Origin of the sequence: Rhizobium sp. FY34 (assembly GCF_005222845.1) — a bacterium.
Classification (GTDB): Bacteria; Pseudomonadota; Alphaproteobacteria; order Rhizobiales; family Rhizobiaceae; genus Neorhizobium.
In genome coordinates this window covers 305,592-324,962 of the sequence record NZ_STFZ01000006.1, presented here as the reverse complement: position 1 = coordinate 324,962, position 19,371 = coordinate 305,592, and the positions used below count along the sequence as shown (strand labels likewise).

14 protein-coding genes and 1 tRNA gene are annotated in these 19,371 nt (G+C 59.0%); 11 read left to right on the top strand and 4 right to left on the bottom strand.

Going from position 1 to position 19,371, the window contains the following annotated elements; all coding sequences use genetic code 11:
* The first annotated feature begins 28 nt into the window (after nt 1-28).
* Together E8M77_RS04800 and E8M77_RS04795 are read left to right on the top strand one after the other, a co-directional pair.
* Nucleotides 29-1,357, top strand: coding sequence for a murein L,D-transpeptidase family protein (locus E8M77_RS04800; protein ID WP_137129474.1), 1,329 nt, complete (start codon nt 29-31; stop codon nt 1,355-1,357).
* A gap of 7 nt (nt 1,358-1,364) precedes the next feature.
* Nucleotides 1,365-1,628: a sulfurtransferase TusA family protein gene (locus E8M77_RS04795; protein WP_137129473.1), complete on the top strand. Its 264-nt coding sequence runs from the start codon at nt 1,365-1,367 to the stop codon at nt 1,626-1,628.
* Here the strand turns inward: E8M77_RS04795 and E8M77_RS04790 are convergent, their stop codons facing one another.
* Both E8M77_RS04790 and E8M77_RS04785 read right to left on the bottom strand, forming a co-directional pair.
* Entirely contained in the window at nt 1,629-2,822 is a 1,194-nt protein-coding gene (locus E8M77_RS04790; protein ID WP_137129472.1) for a GTP-binding protein, read from the bottom strand.
* A 24-nt stretch (nt 2,823-2,846) separates the two neighbouring features.
* Complete coding sequence (locus E8M77_RS04785) at nt 2,847-3,941, bottom strand: D-alanyl-D-alanine carboxypeptidase family protein (protein ID WP_246659128.1); 1,095 nt, start codon at nt 3,939-3,941, stop codon at nt 2,847-2,849.
* 189 nt (nt 3,942-4,130) lie between these two features.
* Here E8M77_RS04785 and E8M77_RS04780 point away from each other — a divergent pair, with 189 nt between their 5' ends.
* Together E8M77_RS04780 and E8M77_RS04775 are read left to right on the top strand one after the other, a co-directional pair.
* Nucleotides 4,131-5,294, top strand: coding sequence for a M20 aminoacylase family protein (locus E8M77_RS04780; RefSeq protein ID WP_137129470.1), 1,164 nt, complete (start codon nt 4,131-4,133; stop codon nt 5,292-5,294).
* Between the two features lie 245 nt (nt 5,295-5,539).
* Nucleotides 5,540-5,616 (top strand) — tRNA-Arg (locus E8M77_RS04775).
* Nucleotides 5,617-5,849: 233 nt separating this feature from the next.
* On the opposite strand, the gene E8M77_RS04770 is transcribed toward E8M77_RS04775, so the two are convergent.
* Nucleotides 5,850-9,635 carry an N-6 DNA methylase gene (locus tag E8M77_RS04770; protein ID WP_137129469.1) on the bottom strand — a complete coding sequence of 1,262 codons (3,786 nt, stop codon included), beginning with the start codon at nt 9,633-9,635 and terminating at the stop codon, nt 5,850-5,852.
* A gap of 185 nt (nt 9,636-9,820) precedes the next feature.
* Nucleotides 9,821-9,973 carry a hypothetical protein gene (locus E8M77_RS23820; protein WP_170975743.1) on the bottom strand — a complete coding sequence of 51 codons (153 nt, stop codon included), beginning with the start codon at nt 9,971-9,973 and terminating at the stop codon, nt 9,821-9,823.
* A gap of 470 nt (nt 9,974-10,443) precedes the next feature.
* On the opposite strand from E8M77_RS23820, the gene E8M77_RS04765 reads away from it, so the two are divergent.
* The 7 genes from E8M77_RS04765 to E8M77_RS04735 all read left to right on the top strand — a co-directional run bounded on the left by E8M77_RS04765 (nt 10,444) and on the right by E8M77_RS04735 (nt 19,264).
* Nucleotides 10,444-11,061, top strand: a complete 618-nt coding sequence (locus tag E8M77_RS04765) for a hypothetical protein (protein ID WP_137129468.1) — start codon at nt 10,444-10,446, stop codon at nt 11,059-11,061.
* A 43-nt stretch (nt 11,062-11,104) separates the two neighbouring features.
* Nucleotides 11,105-13,024, top strand: a complete 1,920-nt coding sequence (locus E8M77_RS04760) for an AAA family ATPase (protein ID WP_137129467.1) — start codon at nt 11,105-11,107, stop codon at nt 13,022-13,024.
* A gap of 325 nt (nt 13,025-13,349) precedes the next feature.
* Complete coding sequence (locus E8M77_RS04755) at nt 13,350-13,541, top strand: hypothetical protein (RefSeq protein WP_137129466.1); 192 nt, start codon at nt 13,350-13,352, stop codon at nt 13,539-13,541.
* Nucleotides 13,542-13,662: 121 nt separating this feature from the next.
* On the top strand, nt 13,663-14,208 hold the full coding sequence (locus E8M77_RS04750; protein ID WP_246659121.1) for a hypothetical protein: 546 nt from the start codon (nt 13,663-13,665) through the stop codon (nt 14,206-14,208).
* 52 nt (nt 14,209-14,260) lie between these two features.
* Entirely contained in the window at nt 14,261-16,444 is a 2,184-nt protein-coding gene (locus E8M77_RS04745; RefSeq protein ID WP_137129464.1) for a Mu transposase C-terminal domain-containing protein, read from the top strand.
* Between the two features lies 1 nt (nt 16,445).
* Entirely contained in the window at nt 16,446-17,447 is a 1,002-nt protein-coding gene (locus E8M77_RS04740; protein WP_137129463.1) for an ATP-binding protein, read from the top strand.
* A complete protein-coding gene (locus E8M77_RS04735) occupies nt 17,444-19,264 on the top strand; it encodes a TniQ family protein (RefSeq protein ID WP_137129462.1) in 1,821 nt (606 codons plus the stop codon). The genes E8M77_RS04740 and E8M77_RS04735 overlap by 4 nt, the downstream gene beginning before the upstream one ends.
* Nucleotides 19,265-19,371 lie beyond the last annotated feature (107 nt).

The window sequence follows — 19,371 nt, the reverse complement described above, 5'->3', positions numbered from 1 at the left end:
CGTTTGTCGACCACATGATCTGAGTCCCATGCGCTTGAAAAACATCGCTTACGTGCTCCTGATGGCAACTGCCCTGGCCGGCTGCAACGATACGATCGACAGTGCTGTCGATCTGTCGACAGTCAAGAACAAGGTGGAACAGCCGCTGCCGGATCGGATCATCACCGAGATGCAGAAGCGCGACATGCCGCGCAATTCGCCCATCATGATCCGCGTCTTCAAGGAAGAAGGCGTGATGGAGATCTGGAAGGCGAAATCCGATAGCCGCTTCGACAAGATCGCCCAGTACCAGATCTGCGCCTGGTCAGGCAAACTCGGCCCCAAGGTGAAGGAAGGCGACCGCCAGGCGCCGGAAGGCTTCTACAACCTGACGCCCGCCCACTTGAACCCCAATTCCAAATACTATCTCGCGATCAATACGGGCTTTCCGAACCGTTATGATGCCGCCAATGGCCGCACCGGTTCCAATCTGATGATCCACGGCGCCTGCTCGTCATCCGGCTGCTATTCGATGACAGATGAGCAGATTCTGGAAATCTACGCCTTTGCCCGCGATGCCTTCAAGGGCGGTCAGGGTACCGTCCAGCTGCAAGCCTTCCCCTTCCGCATGACGGCTGAAAACATGGCGCGCCACCGCACCAGCGAGCATCTGGACTTCTGGAAGATGCTGAAGGTTGGCTATGACAATTTCGAAGTCACCAAGCGTCCACCCGAGGTGAATATCTGCGAACGCAAATATGTGTTCAACCAGCAGCTTCAGGGAACTGGTTCCTTCCAGCCCGGCGCTGCCTGCCCGCCCATGTCGACGCCGCCGGCGCTGACGGCGGCTCTCGGTTCCTATGACAAGGAATATCAGATGTCCTATGCCAAGGCGTTGGACAAGCTGGATGGCAAGGTCTGGTACGAGCCGACGGAAGCTGAGCGCAAGGCCGTGGTTGCCGCCAAGCGCAAGGGCCGTGATCTGGCCTATGCACCGACCGGCACATCGCTGGAAGCCGGCAAGCTGGTCGAGCCGCAGGAATTCGAAGTCCTGATGGCGGCCCGCATGGCAAAAACCAAGCCTGTGGCCGGCACTGCACTGGCCTCAGCCGCGCCCGCACCGTCGAGCAGCAGTGCCGTGAAACAAAACCGTGTCACGCCCGTTCAGGGTGCAGCACCGGGGCTTCGCACGACCATGTCCGTGCAGACGGCAATGGCACCCACTTCAACCGCGCCGCAGCAGGCCAGCGCACCGGCGCCGGTGAATGCGACGACAACCGCTTCTATTCCGGTTCCGGCGCCCAACCCTCTGGCCTATGCCGCTGTGCAGCCGGCGAGCACGGATGATGCCAAGAAGCCTTTCTGGAAGTTCTGGTAGGCGGCGCATGGCGCCTGACCCATTACATCTGGACCTGAAGGGGCTGAAATGCCCCCTTCCCGTACTGAAGACTCGTAAGCGCCTGTCATCCATGGCAGCAGGTGAGGAGTTGTCGGTTGCGACCACCGATCCGCTGGCCGGCATAGATATCCCGCATTTCTGCCATGAGGACGGCCATGTGCTCGTGCTCAGCGAGCGCCAGCCCGATGGCCATCGCTTCATCATCCGGCGCGGTGACGACGCCCAAAAATCCGATATCGAAAAAACCTGATCAGAAGCGCATGCCGGGCACGGCCAGCGGATTGTCCTCGAGCGCCGCCCGGTCCGGCCGGTCAATGCGCGGCTGGCCGGTAAAGGCTGCAAAGAGATCCGTCACAAAGCCTTCCTCCAGCCCTTGCGTGATCAATACCATGCGCGTCAACCGCTCGGACCCTTCCGGCCAGCGCGCCAGCCGCTCCGGCGGATGGAAGATCGTCTGCACGCCATGCAGCACCAGCGGACGGTCCGGATTGTCGGAAAGCTGCACGATCGCCTTCATGCGCAACAGCTTGTCACCATGCGCCGAGCGCAGGAGATCGATGAACATCTCGATGGCCATCGGATCGATAGGCCTGTCGTGAATGAGCGAAAACGAGCGGATATCATCGCCGTGGCGGTTCACATCATGATGGTGATGGGAATGATGGGCGGCATGCCCCTGATGCGATCCGTGGTCGTCGCCATCACCATGATGATGGTCGTGATCATCGTGACTGTGATGCACATGCGTGTGAGCCTCCTCATCATGCGCATGCTCCTCGCTCAGCCAGCGCGCCACATCGGCAATCTTGCTGTCGGGATCATAAAGGCCATTGATCAGCATAGCGACTGTGCCCGCCTCGGAGCTATCGCCATCAACGCGGGGCGCGCGCGGATTAAGCTCAGCCAGGCGGCGCATCAGCGCTGAAACCACAGCTGGCTCGGCAAGGCTTTGCTTGGCAATCACCAGTCGGTCGGCAACCGCCACCTGCTTCAGGGCCTCAGGGTGGCGGGCAAGCGTCGAGAGACCATGCACCGCATCCACCACGGTCACCATGCCATCCAGCTGAAAACTCTGGGCCAGAACAGGATTGCCCATCACCGCCTGCATGACAGGGGCGGGATCGGCAAGACCTGTGGTCTCGATCACCACGCGGCGGATCGGCTTCAGGCGTCCGGTCTGGATCTGGTCGATGAGCGAGGCAAGCGTCTCGACCAGTTCGCCGCGCACGGTGCAGCACAGGCAGCCATTGGAAAGCTCCAGCAGCGTATCGCCAGACGTTTCCACGAGAAAGTTATCGATCCCCACCTCGCCGAATTCATTGATGATGACAGCCGTATCGCGTGCCTGCGGATCCTTGAGGATACGGTTCAGCAGAGTGGATTTGCCCGCGCCGAGAAAGCCGGTCAGGATGGAAACCGGAATACGTTCGCTTGGCAGGGGCATGAGCAAAATTTCCTGGGTAAGGGATCAGAACGTCGCCGGACGCGGGATCGGCACCGGCACATTGGCGATCTGGCGGGCAAGACCCGCACCACCGGTCGCGCTCTTGGCCTCATCTTTTTCAGGCGTCGGTGGGGAAATGATGGTGGCCTCGCTGAATTGCGGCGGACGCACCATCTCGGTAATATAAGGCGAATGGACGACCATCCGGCCGGCATCGTCACGACCTTCGCTGCGCACCTTGGCCGCCTTCGGATTGCAGATGTCGGCGCTGATATCCACCACCGCATCCCGATCCGGCCCATAGGGTGCAAGCGATGCCAGCGGTTCGCCCGTTCCCTGCGGCGCTGTCAGTCCCTTTTGCAGGAGATCGGCGGATTCGTCGGCGCGGCCGGCAAGGCTGTCGGAACCGAGGACGACCGAAATGACACTGCGGCCATTGCGGGTGGCAGAGGAGACCTGATTGAAGCCAGAGGCGCAGATAAAGCCCGTCTTCATGCCGTTTGCGCCATCGAAGCGACCGATCAGCATGTTGAAATTGGGATAGGTCTTGGCACCGGTGGCAATGCCTTCGAGCGCGAAATAGCCGGCATAATCGGGAAATTCCCGCTTCAATTGGACGGCCAGAACTGCAAGGTCACGCGCCGTCGTATACTGACCCTTGCCGGGAAGCCCATGCGGATTGATGAAATTGGACGACGACATGCCAATCCGCGCCGCTTCCGCATTCATCATGGCGACGAAATTCTCGGTCGATCCGCCAACGGTTTCGGCCACGGCCACGGCCACGTCATTGGCGGACTTGACGAGCAGGATCTTCAGCGCCGCATCGAGCGTCATGGATGCACCCGGCTTCACATACATCTTGCTGGCCGGCTGATCGGTGGCGCGCTTGCTCATCACCACCGGCGTTTCGAGCGACAGACGGCCGCTCTTGATCGCCCGGAAGGTCACATAGGCCGTCATCAGCTTGGTCAGCGAGGCCGGATACCATTTACGGAAGGCTTCCTGATGGGCAATCACCCGGCCGGTTCCCACGTCGATAACCATTTTCGGATTGGCAAACGCAGTGCCGGACGCGCTGAACGCCATGGCGGCAGCCAGGAGGGTAGCGAGCGACATCTTGACGGCAGGCATGCGCAACAACCGGTAATGCAAGGAGAGACCTCGTCGATCGAACGGAATTCGCATCGCGCTTATACCGTTACTCTGGCCAACCAATGGCAAATATCATTGATTCCGTCAATTCCGCGGCGCAATATCAAAGCTGCGGGCGCTTCGCCTAAGCCTTTGCCAGACACAGGAATTCCAATGCCGATCTTGAACAGAGCCGCCGAAATGCAGCAGGAAGTCAGCGCATGGCGACGTCATATCCATGAAAACCCAGGCCTTTTGTATGATGTGGAAGAGACGGCTGCCTTTGTGGAGGCAAGGCTGCGCTCATTCGGGGTTGACGAGATCGTGACTGGCCTCGGCCGCACCGGCCTTGTCGGCATTATCCGCGGCCAGGGCTCGAGCGACCGGGTGATCGGCCTGCGTGCCGATATGGACGCACTGCCACTCGAAGAAATCAGCGGCAAGCCCTGGGCCTCCAAGACGCCCGGCAAAATGCATGCCTGCGGCCATGACGGACATACCGCCATGCTGTTGGGAGCGGCCAAATATCTGGCGGAAACGCGCAATTTCAACGGCTCGGTCGCCGTCATCTTCCAGCCGGCAGAAGAAGGCGGGCGCGGCGCGCTTGCCATGGTCGAAGATGGCATGATGGACCGTTTCGGCATTCAGGAAGTCTATGGCATGCACAATATGCCGGGCATGGCGCTGGGCAGTTTCGCCATCCGCAAGGGCGGCATCATGGCAGCACCGGACAAGTTCTCCATCCGCATTACCGGACGGGGCGGCCATGCGGCCGAACCCCACCGCACCGCAGACCCGATCGTTGTTGGCGCGCAGGTCGTCGGCGGGCTGCAGATGATCGCCGCGCGCAATGCCAATCCGCTGCGTTCCGTCGTCGTCTCTGTCACGCAGTTCCATGCCGGCACCACCCATAACATCATTCCGGAAGAAGCTTTCCTCGCGGGCACCGTGCGCAGCCTTGATGAAGCTGTGCAGGACCTGGCCGAAAGCCGCATCCGCCAGATCGCCGAGGGCATTGCTGCGGCCAATGATTGCGTGGCCGACGTCGAGTATGAGCGCGCCTGCCCGGTGACAATAAACCATCCCGACGAAACCCTGCATGCGGCAAAGGCCGCCATCGAGATTGTTGGCGCGCGAAACGTCAATACGGACGTCGATCCCAGCATGGCCGGCGAGGATTTCGCCTTCATGCTGCAGGCGCGACCAGGCGCCTATATCCTGATTGGCAATGGCGAAAGCCCGGGGCTTCACAATCCCGCCTATGACTTCAACGACGAAGCCATCGGCTATGGCATTTCCTACTGGGTAAAACTTACCGAACAGCGCCTGAACGACTGAAATGAGACCTGAAAGGGGAAAAGCCGGGCCACGCGGCGGCCAAACTTTTGCAAGCACACGGCTTGTATCTTGTCCGCCGCGCCGGGCTGAGCTATGTACCGACACGAGCTGCCCACATAGCTCAGCAGGATAGCGCACAGGATTCCTAATTCGATGCTCTTGATCGGAGAAGGCTAATCGGATCATAAGCATAAGCCTCTACGGTATCGACCAAGTACCGAATAGGCACCGAAAACTGCCAAATTGGTCCCGTAGCTCAGTAGGATAGAGCGCGAGATTCCTAATCTCGAGGCCACTGGTTCGAATCCAGTCGGGATCACCACCTGCACTTGTGACCGACCCGGATCATCAAGGTGTCGTGGAAACGCTCAAAAGGTTTGTCCCTACGAGCGCTGATATGTCCCTGACGCTTTAATAGGTCTGTCCCCAACCCTTCGATACCCCAGGACGCGCTCGAGTACCCGCATAGCGCCTATGCTGGCGGGACAACTCTAGACTTCGAACGCATCAGAGCCCGAGCGCAAGCTGATTGCGCAGGGGGTGCTGACTACCGCCTTATCCGAGCTGTCGATCAAGGAAGTTGCGGCGGGCCTCCTCTAGAAACTTCATTTTCCTTCGGGAGACAGATACCTGTGAGTCATGGGCGGCTATCTGAGCCAGCAGGACCTTCTGCTCCTCGGCGCTCGGAACATTGATCCTATAGTCGCTGACGAATTTCGCTGGCACACGCTTCTGACCGCCCATTCCAGTCATGTGAGGCGTTGCCTCGGTACGAAATGCGGCTGTTTGTATGAAATTGTGAATGATAACCGGATCGAGGTCACCTTTGCTTCGCAGCACGTGAAACTCGGTTGTGCCGAAACCGATACCATTTTGCAACTGAGTTGCGAGCGCGCCTTTTCCGTTCTCCATGCAAGGCGTAATCTTCGCGAAGAGCACGTCATTTTCACGGAAGTAAGTGTAGCCCTTCTGCACTTCCCTAAGCGGGCGCACCGTACGCTCTGTAATCTCACCCTCGGTGTTAACCGCGGCCATTGGCAAGAATGTAATCGCCGTGTCGCCATCAAGTCCCATAGCCTTGATCTCCGACTTGCTGGGGTTGAGCGTGAAGACATCTCCGATATGTAGAGCCTCACGTCCAGTTGCGGGCCGCAACGCCGCACGAACGATATCGTGCTTTGCCGTGATGGACGCCAAGGCTTCCTGCTCGCGGATTGCGACTGCTTGCTCAAGGTCGTTAAGCCGTTTGATTAGCCTTCTCTGCTCTTCTATGGAAGGTAAAACAATCTCAATGCCTTTGATCGCATCTTGCCGCAATTCGATCTGACCGCTTTGCCCCTTTGCCAGTCGTTCGATCTTGTCAAATCCATAGTGCCACAGTGCGTAAAGAACGTATTCCGGGAGGGCTTTTGATGGATCGATCCGGAGAATGGTGACGTGGCTATCGACCGTGACCTTGCCTTCGTCACGATCATAGAGAGTTACCCTGCCTGCGGTGCCCGTGCCTGTTGAATTTACAAGGATGTCGTCTCGCCTGAGCAATTTTTCTGGATCAACCCGGAAATCGGGATCGAGGTAGTGGCGCTCCGACAGGTCGATGGAACGCATACCCTTGAGTTGCCCCGACTTCAGAACGGCGATCGACGTCTTTTCCGTAGCATAGGAGGGCGATTTGCCCCTCGCGCAAAATGTTACCAGGTCACCGATCGTCGTGACCGGCCATTTCCCAGTTTTGGCTTTCGCCGCAACGGCGGTCGAGATCGTGTTTTCGAAATCAACAGCGCTGAACGACAGAAGCTCTGAGAGGCGCACAGTCTGCGCCCAAGACCTGAGTTCCCGAGGAACTTCGATCTGCTCCTTTCTGAACGACCGCCGGATCAGCGTGGATATCTTTCCCTCGGCGCTTCTGTCGTTCTCGTCGTAAAGCATTGAAGAGTTTGGCTTTCCCTCGTAAGGCCATAGCCCCTCGAAGCCCATGCGTTCCTTGAACTCATATCCCAGAAAGCGCTTCTGCTCAGCTGCCGTTGTCGGCGAATTCACGAGCAGCGTTCGCTGTGCGTAGGACAGGAGGAAGAAGAGGACCTTCTCCCTTTCATGGTCCTGCACAAACTTCAGAAAATCCGCCGACGCTCGCGATACGTCGGCTTCGGCCGACGTTTTACCTTTCGATGAGGTATAGGCCTGGCGATAAGCCATGTAGAGCTTGTGCGATGAAGACTGACCGTCCCGGACGATCGCCACGTATTCTTCAGTCGATATTCCCCAGACTGATTGCACGTACGTGGTCAGAGGATTCGCTATGCCGTTGATCGTGATTTCGGCAAATGTCTTAAACATCACGTCGACGAGACGTTGTACCGCCTTCCAGGCATCGTCTGGCTTCCTCCTAAGGAATAACGTTGCCGTCGTTACGTTAGCCTTCATGAAGGTCATCGAACCGAGGACCACGATGGAGACGATATCAAAATATTTCAGAAGTATCTCACGGGCACCACTCTCGATACCGATGTTGGAGAGGATGCTGACCGGGAATATGACGCCTGCAACACCGCCATCCTTCAAAAGCTGTTTGGTACGCTCTGCGAAGAGGCATTCGATGTCGTCGCTCTTTTCGGTCAACTTCGGCCAAAGCGTGAATGATTTTTCACCGTCCTTGATCGTCTGGCGGCATTGAGCGACCGAGTAAGGTGGGTTGGCCGCTATGATGTCAAAAACCTGGTTGTCCATTCCCCCCTGGTCAGAGTGGACTTTCAATATGCCGTGATACTCCTGGCTGAGCTGAAAATTGTCGAGCCCATCACCGCGAAACAGGTTGGCCTCACCGTCACCGTTCAAAAAGCACGATACCTTCGCCGTCTTGGCCAGGCGGTAGTCCTTCTCGATGCCGTAAACGAACTCTTTGGCCCACAGGTAATTCTCACCCCAAGCGCGAAGGTTCGCACGCTGGGAATTCGTCAGCTCTTTCTCATTTGTGGACTTCAACACCTCGTCGACACGATCCATGCCTTCGGTCAGAAAATGACCACTGCCGGCTGCATAGTCGAGGATGTAGGGAAGGAAGTTCGGATCAGCGCTCGAGATTTTGTCCCTGACAATGTCTTCGACGGGCAGACTGTCCATCACGAACCGAGCAACAGGAATTGGAGTGAAGAATTGACCGGATTCCTGTTTTACACTCGTGTTTAGGAGGCGCTCAAAGAACTCACCCATGAATGGTTGCTTATGTGTATACCGGAGCCGCTTACCCTGGAGGAGGCGAACGACATCACGAACAACGGCGGCGTTCTGCTGGAACGTTTTCCGGTCGTAGACTTCGATGAACGCGAATTCATTATTTTTGTAGAGACGCAGTTCGGTGAACATCCGCTTGATGTCCGCCTTGTCATCGTCCTGGAGAGTGACCAGGCGGCTCTCGATTTCAGAAACGGAATGGTCCGTCACGACCATTTTCAGGTAGTCTTTCAACCCTTTGCGATACAGATCGTTGAGCCTGCTAAGCACTTCCTCGGGGCTTTCCTCCGGAAGCCACTGGAAGTCCAGAGCAGCGTCTTTGTCGGATTTTTCCTCGTCCTTTATCTTGCAGATAAACAGATTGAATATCTTGTTGAAAGCGTTTGGCTTATCCGAAATGACATGACGCCTGAGAATTTCTGCGAAAGCGTTGAAAACCTTCTTACCGTCGTCGGACGCCATGTCGTGGAGGTCCGAAACGCGAAGCCGGCGCTGTTTGGGCTGATAGGGAGCCCCCTCGAAGATGCCCGCCTCGAATGTATGTCCATCCCAGGAGGCGTGCGTTTCACCGAGGTTGGAACCTGATAGACCTAGTGTCTCCAGAGAAACATATTCCCGCTCGATTTTCCCCCCGGAAATCTCCGAGGTGTAGAGGACGAGGTAGAGCGCGTCCCGATCCTGCAGCCAGTAGCTCAATAGCTGCCCACCTCGGCTGATAAGGTCGAATTTCGCGGAACCGTAGTCTTTACCGGGAGCCTTGCATTCGATCATCATAAACGCTTTTCCATCGCGTTTGATGAGTATGTCCAGGTACTTGTCGCCGACCCCCACCGGATAGGACTTTTCGAGCACAATACATTCGGGCGCATAGCCCTGCATCAACAGCTTGTCCACGCATTCAAGAACGACCCGATTTTCAGGCTTGGAAAGATCGCTTATCGTCCGCCTGTTTTGTTCAATCGAGCCGTAGTCAACGACCAGACCGCCGTCTTCGCGCTCCGAAATTTCCAAGCAAAAGCCGCCCCGGCCGTAACGCTTTGACCAAGTCGATTTCTTGCCATCGGACAAGGAAAAACCCAGCAGTTCGACAATGTCTTGCGGTCGGCTCATTGTATTCTCTTCTCTTCGGCGGATACCCCGATTCTATTGATAGAAGTCGGCGTAAGGCAAATTTCGCATTTCGCCGACGACTATGTCGTTTCAATCGTTTCCATCGGGTTCATGATTGATGAACTATTTTGGCATCCGACCAGATCGGTGTAATTCCTGAAGCCAGGTACCCGAGTTTATGACCGCTAGAAGTTGGGCGACATCTCATCTGCTTCGGTCACGGCAAACACCTCAAACTCCTCCCTGAGGTCTTCGAATGACATCGGATCGCACCCGTAGGTGCTGACGTCGGCAAGATTGACGATGTAGTCGGACATGATGCGGTTGGCACTGAACATGGCATACGTCTCCTGTTCCGCGCGCCGACGGCGGCGGGTGTGGGTCTCAATCGAATTGGAGCAAGGCGGCGACCCCTCTCGGGATCAGCGACCTATTCGAAACGGGAGACGGGCAATGGACATGCTAAAAATCCCTGATGACTGACGAGTGCGGAAAACGCCGACGCGGCGTGAGCCGGCACGGTCATATTCGCGCGGTAATCCTGCGAACCTGGTTCATCAATTTTGTCCTTTGAGCGGAATGGTCGTCGCTCAGGCCGTCGACAGATAAACCGGATTTGCGGGGTGTCAACCGGGCTCCTCCCGAAAAAGTTGACGAATCTTTTTTTGCAGGGCCCGGTTGATTTTCACTTTTTGTTCGCTATTTGTTTTCGCTATGACCCAACATCAGCATCACCTCATACGAATAGGTTGACCCCCGCCACCGCGATGACCGCGGTGACGTCCAACCCTTTTTGACCGAGGATGCCATGGGAATTGCCAAGCAGGCCGCAATCTTGCGCGCCGCCAGAAACTCCGCGTCGATCAGAAGCTATCACCCTGCGGGTACCGTGAAGTGCGACGGCGTGCGCCTGTTCCGCTCTCAGGCCGCACGCGATGTCGGCTGCATTCTCGATGTGAACCCTTCGGTCACCGCTTGGCGATGCATGCCATCCCCGTTCGGCGCTGACGGGATCGCCCATGTTCCCGATTTCCAGGTCTTCGACGAGGACGGCCGCACCCGTTATCTGGACGCCCCTGATCGCATTGTTTCCGTGGATGTCGCAATCATCACGGCGGAAGCCAGGCGTATCGGCGCTCACTACAAACTGCTCGATCGTTCCGAAATCTACGATGGATTCAGGCTGCGCAACGCGCGGGACCTGTTGCGCTATGCCGCCCATGAAACACCTCTCGGTGACAGGGTCCGCCTGCTGGCGGCGCTCGACGAACACGGCTCCCTGCCGCTCGCTGAATGCCTCAAGGCATTCCAGGAAACGAAGCCCGTCCCGGGCATCGCATCTCTCATTCTCCATGGCTTTGTCGAGGTCGATCTCGACGAGGCCCCGCTCGGCCCCGAGACGGCCGTCAGACGGATATCGCGGTGACGTCATCACCGCTGCCGTCCCTTTGCCTATGGAGAAGCTCCCAATGTCCTACGGATTTGCCAACCGGCCGAAATCCCCGCCACATCTGACTATCGCGGTTGCGCGATGCGGCGTCCGCGCCGCTCTCAGGCCTTTCCTTCGCCGCTGGAGGCTGGCCTTCATCGCGGTGCTCGTCACTCCGGAGAGTACGGCCGACTATTACCGCCGCGCCGTCTCCAGCCTCATCGACGACCCTACGAATGTCGACGAGTACGGGAATGATGCCGCCGTCGTGTTCACCGTTGCGGAAACCACAATCGACCCGCGCACTGTCTTCGATCGCATCAAGAATGCGCGCCAGGTCGTCGTTGTTACCGAGAACCGTGACTACCTCCCGACCGACTTCATCGCGGGTGCCGATCTGGTGGTGGACATCGCAAGTCCGACACCCGAGCACTTCATCGCGGCGGCGAGGGAGGCCAAGATGCCCGGAATGACCCTTGCACATGCCGAGTACTTATCGACGAAGTCGCTGGATGCCATCCTGGCAGGTGTCAGGCCGACACGGCCCCTGATGAGTTCGGTGCGCCAGATGAAACGCATGGAGGCGCAGGCAGTTGAGCCTAAGCCCCACCCCGCGAAGCCTGCCCCGCTGGGTCTCGCCGACATGCATGGCTACGGCAAGGCGAAGGACTGGGGCCTCCAGCTTGCCGCCGATCTCGATGCATGGCGCGCAGGCGAGATCGCATGGGAAGACGTAGACCGCGGCGCGCTGCTGTACGGTCCGCCAGGCTGCGGAAAGACCTCCTATGCAAGGGCTCTGGCAACGACCTGCAATGTCCACCTGATCGTGGCCTCGGCCGCGCGGTGGCAGGCGCAGGGGCATCTCGGCGATTACCTCAAGGCGATGAGAACGGCCTTCAAGGACGCCAGGAAGCATGCGCCAAGCCTGCTCTTCATCGATGAGTTCGACTCCTTCGGCGATCGTGAAAGCCCCACCTCCGATGATCATCATCGCGACTATCGTCGCCAGGTCATCAACGGCCTTCTGGAATGCCTTGACCCGTCCGAGGGCCGCGACGGTGTCGTCGTGATCGGAGCCACGAACAATCCCGACGGCATCGACCCCGCCCTGCTTAGATCGGGCCGGCTCGAAACCATGATCGAAATCCCGCTCCCAGACGCGGCCGCGAGACTGGGCATCCTGCGCCAGCACCTGAAAGGCCAGAAGATCGAGGGCGATCTCGGAAAGGTCGTTTCAACAACACGGTCGTGGTCAGGTGCCGACCTCGAGAAGCTTGCCCGCGACGTCCGCCGTCTCGCACGCCGACGCCGTAGCGCCATCACCGACAGCCTGCTTCTGGAAGTAATGCCCAAGCGATACGTCATGACGGATGACGAGCTTCGCCACGCTGCCGTTCACGAGGCCGGACACGCCATGGTCGGCGTACTGCTTGAGTGCGACGTGCTGATCGGTGTCCACATCGAACGCGACGTTGCCGCAGGCGGTGTGCGACAGAGTGCCGGCCGCGCCAGTTTTGAGCCTGCCGATGGCATCATCAGGACGTCTGTCCACTACGACGACAGGATCGCCATGCTCCTCGGCGGCATCGCGGCGGAGACCGTCGTGTTCGGGGCTTACGCCGACGGCGCGGGAGGAGCGCGTGGTTCGGACCTTGCTCTCGCCACGGATTTAGCCACGCGCGCGGAGCGCCACTATGGCCTTGGCGCGACGCTGTCGGTGGAACTCGGCCACGGCAGCCATCCGCTGGAGAGCATCCGCAAACGCGATCCCGAGCTTCGGCGGCTCGTCGAACACCGCCTTCGCAAGCAGTTCGACCGCGCGGTCCGGATTCTGACGGAAAGACGCTCCGCCCTCGATGGCCTCGTAGATCGCCTCGTCGCCCATGGACATGTCACAGGCGACGAGGTCCGCGCGATGCTGTCGAAAGGCTCCAGAGATACCGCATCCGTCGCCCCTTGACGGCTAGCGGGCGGTGCCGAGCCTCGTCTCCGGAGGCTCGGCACCGAAAAAGTTAATAAAGCACGCGTCCGCGGGTCAGACTTTAAGAACCTGTTAACTTCTGACGCGTAGGTAGCCGGTCCGGCCGAGGTGCACCATAACAGTGCACCAGAGCTCAGGATCAAAACGCCCTGTTATCGGGCGGCACGAAAACGGAGAAGCGAAATGCTCATACTACGAATAGGAGGTTTTGACTTCTCCGAACGAGGCTAGTCCTCTTTGTGAAAAGGCATCTCCTCCAGCCAATCTTGTGTGTCGCGTAGTGACAAGATGGAAGGAGCCGAGCTTGAACATCACCCATACCGTCGCGCGCAACATCGCGCTCAAGAAGGCCGGACTCGGCTTTGTCGTAGACCATCGCCGTTCCGCGGTGCCTGCGGCCGCATCCTCGCGCCACTACGAGTCGCCTGTGCTCCAGCTCAAGGTGAAGCACGGCCGTACCGAGGCCGGGGGCTGTAAAATATCGCGGCGGTTCTGACGACAGTCAGAACCGCGAAATTCCCCTTTACTGGAACGAGCCTACCGAAGGGCATGCCACGCGGCGTCCGGCGCTTCGTCAGGCGAAGACCGCGCGCGGCTTCACGATCTTCAAGGGCACCGTGGTTTTCCACGAAAGCGAGCTTGAGCACCGTGTCTCGACGGTCATCCAGGCGCGTCCCGACGTGCGTGAACTCCATTCGCAGTTCCCCATTCTGCCGTTCGCAGACGACGATGGCGTGATCCACGATCACACCATCGATTACTATGTGGTCTTCGATGACGGCTACCGCGTCGCCGTCGCGGTCAAACACGCCCGCAAGCGGGCGCAAATCCTCGACATGTTCGACCGTATCGCACGGCATGATCACTCCCATGTCGCAGACGACCTGCGTCTCATGACGGAAGAGGATGCGACCTACGAGGCGTTCTACAACGCCCACGACATCCTGCGTGCCCGGGAGCATTTCGACGAGGTCGAGTACGAAGCCGCACGATCCATCGCCAAGCGTCTCGTCGGACGCTTCCGCTTCGCCGAACTTCTGCGCGGGTGCCGCCACGTCGGAGCGCGACGCGATGCGGTGTGGCAACTCATCGACCGCGGCGAGCTGGTCCCGCTCGGCCCCGGGCGAATTTCCGACCTGAGCTGGCTGACCGCGCCCTCCTGATCCCCCCTTTCCAACACCGCCCTATCGTTTTCAACGGAGCATAGAGATTGCCATGCCGAACTACGCCCTGCCTGCACGCGTTTACCACCACTCGATCGTGGAGCTGGACGACACCGACCGCTTTACGACCGGCGGGCAAAACTACATTCCGCTACGCGACGACGGTGACGGCTACGTGATGCGTCACGAGGACGATGGCCGTGAGATTTTCATGGCTCACACGGAAATGCATCGTCTGCTGATGGAGAAGCGGGCGACTATCCACTACGGATACAACAGCGTTCCCCAACAGAGGCTGCGCCTCATTTGGGGCGATGAGACCTTCGAAGGCCTTGATCCCGAAAAGCGCGTCCTGCCCAGTTTCCGCCAGAAGCTCATCCAGCGTTACGAGGATGAATGCATCAAGGCGGGCGAGGCTATCCCGCGTTCGGAAGCGAAGCTCCAGCATCTCCTCGATGCATGGGCTGAAGAAATTCTCGGTGCCAAGAAGGGAAAGCGACGCAGACGCAGCGATCGTAAAATCACCTCGTTCGGGGCACCGACAGTGCGCCAGTTCAATCGGGACTATGCCGAATACTTGAGGTGCGGCAGGGAGACGCTGGCGCTCGCCCATCGCCATCATGGCCCCGGCAAGCGGCTCTTCATGAGCTGCCCAGACAGCATGGCGATCGCCCACCGCGGCGCGCGCCGCTACCTGTCGCGAAAGAAGCCCACGAAGGCCGACTGTTACCTGCAATATCGGGCCGAACTCTACGAGATCAACCAGTCGCGGACGACGAAGCTTCACCAGGTTTCCCGAACCAAGTTCGAGTCCATGATCAATCGGTTCGACGAGTTCGAGAAGGACGCGAGCCGCAATGGCGAGAAGTGGGCCATCGACAAGTACGCGAGGAACCTTCGGACCTACGACATCCTCGCCCCCGGCCAGCGGGTCGAGATCGACGAGGTGAATGTCGATCTCATGACGCTTCTCGTGGAGACCGGCCTGTACGAAGGTCTGCCCGAGTGGGTGCGCAAGAACATCCCGAAGGTGCGCATCTGGTTCGTGGCGGCGATCGATGTGGCGACACGCTATGTGCTCGCCTTCAGGGCGACATTCAATCCGACCGCGAATGCCGCAATCTCGGCGCTTCGCATGATCATGTCGGACAAGCGCCTCCTTTCGCAGTCGGTCGGTGCGAAGACGCCGTGGATCGGCATGCTGAGACCGAAGGAGGTCTATTCGGACAACGGATCGGCGTTCATCTCCGAGCGCACTCGCGCCGTCATGCAGGCTGCGCTTATCGGCACGACCTGTCCTCCTGCGGGGGACCCTGCGCGCCGGCCGTTCATCGAGAGCCTTTTCCACTCGATCGGGCCGATGATCGCCAACTACTTCGACGGCCGCACCTTCGGTTCGATTGCCGAGAAGGGTGATTACAAACCGGAGGATTTCGCCTCCGTGTCCACGGACGAGTTCGTCCGGATGTTCACCTATGCGGTCTGTGACATCTACCACAACAAGCCGCATGCCTCGCTCGGGGGGAACTCCCCGCACAACGCCTGGGTCCGCGCCACGCAGGAGTATCGTGTCAGGCACGTCCCGTCGGATGAAGAGATGCTCCAGATTTTCGGGGAGTCCGCAACCCGGACGATCTCCGACGACGGCATCACGTACAAGGGCATCACCTACGGCAGCGACGAACTCAATGTCCAGCGCATGCGCCACGGCAAGAAAGAGTTCGAGATCAAGGCCGATCCGGAAAATGTCCGTTGGATTGCCGTGAAAGGCGACGAGGGCTGGTTCACCGTTGAGAACACCGTTGGCCTCGTCGACGACATCTCGCTCGCGGAGTGGACGGCCGCGCGAAAGGAAGAACTCGCGCACAATGCCACGGAAGCCGAGGACGGCATGGCGGCGATGTATGAGGCCGTCAACAGGCTGCGGCGCGCGGGTGAGAACGCGACCGTCCGCGCCCAGCTGAATCCCGCGATCCCCGATGCGGAAGAGCATGAGCGCATGGAGCGTGAAGTCATGCGCGGCTGGAAGGCCGGCACGCGACGTCCGGGTCCCTTGCCCGAACTCGTCTCGGAGATGTCGCCACCTGTCGACCCTCTCCGCGGCCCGTCAAAGAGCGCCTTGCCGATCGGCCAACCGAAATCCGCAGCCTCGGCAACCGCTCATGCGACCGAGGACAGCCCCCCGTCGCAGGTGAAATCCCTTCCCTCCACTCTCGACTACAACGAGGACGACTGACATGACCGACACCAATCACATCGAGACGGCCGAGTTCGCCGCCATCAAGGCCAGGATTCGCGCCGACTATCTGACGACCGGTCGCGATACGAAGCTGGCGTCATATCTGCGGGAGATGACCGTCAACGTCGAAGATTGCGAGTTCGGCGTCGGCTCCAAGCGGCGCGCCCTTTTCGTGATCGGGGAGTCCGGAAGCGGAAAGACCCGATCGCTCCAGTATCATTTCGCGACGATGCCGGAATTTCGTCCCTACCGAAACGAATACGGGGAGACCGTGTCGCCTGTCCTGAGCATCGATGCGCCTCGGCCTTGCAACACTAAGGCGCTGGCGATCACGATCCTCGAGACGATGGGGTTGCCAACTCGGAAACGCATGACGGAAGACGCAATCTTCAATGTCCTCAAGTCACAGCTTCGCGAGCGTGGGATCAAGTACCTCCACGTGGACGAGATGCAACATGTCATGCGACACAACACGCCGGCCGCGATCCGCCACGTCCAGGATACACTCAAGAGTCTCGTCCAGATCGGCGACTGGCCGTTGCACACGATCTATTCCGGCGTTCCCGAGCTAGCCGCATTGCTGAGGGGTGACCCCCAGCTTGCGAACCGCTCCCGTGTCCTGCGGTACGAGGCCCTCAGCTGCCCGGCGGATGCACAGTGGATCGGGAACATCCTCAGGAAGGTGGCGACCGAAGGATGCGACTTGTCCTTGTCGGCAGAACTTCTTGATGAAGATTTCCCCGAAAGGCTTTGCCGCGGGGGCAATGGTGCATTCGGATCGATCATCGCGATGGTGCAGGAGGCCTGTTTTCGAGCCCTTGAACGGGGCCGCAAATCTGTCTCGATCAAGGATTTCGCCCGCAACTACGAGCGTGACACGGGTTGCATGCCCCGTGACAACCTCTTCAGCGCCTCCCGTTGGCGTGACCTGGTACCAGACCACGCGCTTGCAGACCTCGCTCCCGAAACAACCCCGCGCAGGAAAGGAAAGTCCCGATGAAGCTCCCTGTCTCTGTCCCGTTTCACGACGACGAAACGCCGCTTGGTTTCGTTTCCCGCCTCGCTGCGGCGAACGGCTACCCCTCCATGGGAGCCTTCCTCGATTGCACCGAAACGACCGCTCTCTCGATCGCCCGCGGTAGCGCCGAGGCGATGGCCTTTCTGGAAGCCTGGTCCGGAGAGGACCGCGAACGTTTGGCCAAGTTCGCGATCCGGAATGCTGACGATCGGCTGGGCTTCGCACTCGGGAATGCGCTTTTCGGCAGGGACCACCGCCGCGGCAACGCGCACCGGTTCTGCACACGGTGCATTCAGGACGACTTTCGGTTTGGCACGGGACGCAAGTTCTCGCGTCCGTATGTCCGGGCCTGGTGGGAAACGAGAGCGATCGAGACATGCCCGATCCACGACACATTGATCACCGAAGTCGCACGCGAAAACAACGAGGATGACTTCACCCAATTTGTCCGCTCCAACGAGCATCTGCTTTCCGAAGACAACAGGGCCGAGGGTAACGGCGCGCCGAGGGAATTGGACCGCTACCTGATCGGGAGAATTCGAGGTGAGGTCTCCAATCCTTTCCTCGACAGCTTCGAGGCCTATGTCGTCGCAGGGCTGTCGAAATACTTCGGCCGCTTCCTGCGTCGCTATCGCGGCCCAGACTGGCTTGACGATTCAGAGCGCGGGTTTGACGCCGTAAAGCTGGGCGAAGCCCATATTCGATCAGTGGTGTCGGAGCTTGTGCTCGGAGAAAGCGCCGCGCTGGAGGATGAGTCCGCGCCCATGGAACCAATTCCGAGATGGCTTCGGCGCAATCTCGACGCCCCCGCCTACGCGACCCTCATCGAGCTATTTCAAGACTTGGCGGAAAGGACAATGCCTTTGGGAGAAGGCGATATCTGTATTCTGCCTACCCGCAAGCGCTACCGTCACACCGTGCGGTCGGCGAGCGTGGAGTACGATTTGATGGAGCCACGAGTCACAGAACTCATGACGAAAGCCGGTCTACTGGAGCCCGAGGTGGAAACCAAGATGAAGCCTTCGTTCGACGCGGAGCTGGCGAGGCCAATCCTTGAAGCCGCACGTGACACTCTGTCTCTTACCGAGGCCACTGCCATCCTGGATTTGAACGGGCCGAGACTTCACGAGATCATTGATGCCGGTCTTCTGCCACGGGTGGAAACTGATCGCGGGGACCTTCGCATCTACACCCGGATCAGGAAGCAGGACCTGACTGATTTTCAGACGCGCCTGTTCGAACGATCGAAGATCGAGATCGATCTCGAGGACTATCTGCCAATTGTGAATGCCGCCCATCGGTGCAACTGCCAGCTTCGGGAGTTGGTCGAGATGGTCCTGGATGGCCAGCTTCATGATATCGCTCGAACCGATGACAGCTTTACGTTTCCACACCTCCTGGTGAACTTGAAAGAAGCTCAGGAGACGAGGCGGCTCGTGACCAAGCAGGCGATCGGGACCGAACTGCTGGCCATCAAAGAGGCCGCCGCTGTATTGAAGACAACGCAGGCCAAGGTCTATCCGCTGGTCGCGAGCGGCATGCTTGCAGCGGTCGAGAAACTGAATCCCGCGACACGTCGAATGCAGTCGTTCATCGAACCGAAAACGCTTGAGACTTTTCAGAGTCTGCATATCTCCGTGGCGGACATTGCCGCCATCTACGGCACCCGCGCCGACATCGTCGTACACCGAATGGAGCAATTGGGTGCCGAGCCCAGCTTCGATCCAGCGAAACGGTCAGGACGATATTATTGGCGGCGCGACTTGGACAAGTTCACTTTCGAGCCGCAGGCGGCCTAGCATCATTACCAACATTCGACGTTTCAAAGGCTCCGGTTTCGGGGCCTTTTTTATTGGCCAGCGGCCAGGAGACGCCCTCCGGGGACATAGCAATTAAAGCGTCAGGG

Excerpts from the sequence above, each read along its gene's own strand:
- E8M77_RS23820 (WP_170975743.1), bottom strand. The coding sequence starts at position 9,973 with ATGTTCAGTGCCAACCGCATCATGTCCGACTACATCGTCAATCTTGCC.
- E8M77_RS04795 (WP_137129473.1), top strand. The coding sequence starts at position 1,365 with ATGGCGCCTGACCCATTACATCTGGACCTGAAGGGGCTGAAATGCCCC.
- E8M77_RS04735 (WP_137129462.1), top strand. The coding sequence starts at position 17,444 with ATGAAGCTCCCTGTCTCTGTCCCGTTTCACGACGACGAAACGCCGCTT.
- E8M77_RS04785 (WP_246659128.1), bottom strand. The coding sequence starts at position 3,941 with ATGTCGCTCGCTACCCTCCTGGCTGCCGCCATGGCGTTCAGCGCGTCC.
- E8M77_RS04765 (WP_137129468.1), top strand. The coding sequence starts at position 10,444 with ATGGGAATTGCCAAGCAGGCCGCAATCTTGCGCGCCGCCAGAAACTCC.
- E8M77_RS04780 (WP_137129470.1), top strand. The coding sequence starts at position 4,131 with ATGCCGATCTTGAACAGAGCCGCCGAAATGCAGCAGGAAGTCAGCGCA.
- E8M77_RS04745 (WP_137129464.1), top strand. The coding sequence starts at position 14,261 with ATGCCGAACTACGCCCTGCCTGCACGCGTTTACCACCACTCGATCGTG.
- E8M77_RS04800 (WP_137129474.1), top strand. The coding sequence starts at position 29 with ATGCGCTTGAAAAACATCGCTTACGTGCTCCTGATGGCAACTGCCCTG.
- E8M77_RS04790 (WP_137129472.1), bottom strand. The coding sequence starts at position 2,822 with ATGCCCCTGCCAAGCGAACGTATTCCGGTTTCCATCCTGACCGGCTTT.
- E8M77_RS04740 (WP_137129463.1), top strand. The coding sequence starts at position 16,446 with ATGACCGACACCAATCACATCGAGACGGCCGAGTTCGCCGCCATCAAG.
- E8M77_RS04760 (WP_137129467.1), top strand. The coding sequence starts at position 11,105 with ATGTCCTACGGATTTGCCAACCGGCCGAAATCCCCGCCACATCTGACT.
- E8M77_RS04770 (WP_137129469.1), bottom strand. The coding sequence starts at position 9,635 with ATGAGCCGACCGCAAGACATTGTCGAACTGCTGGGTTTTTCCTTGTCC.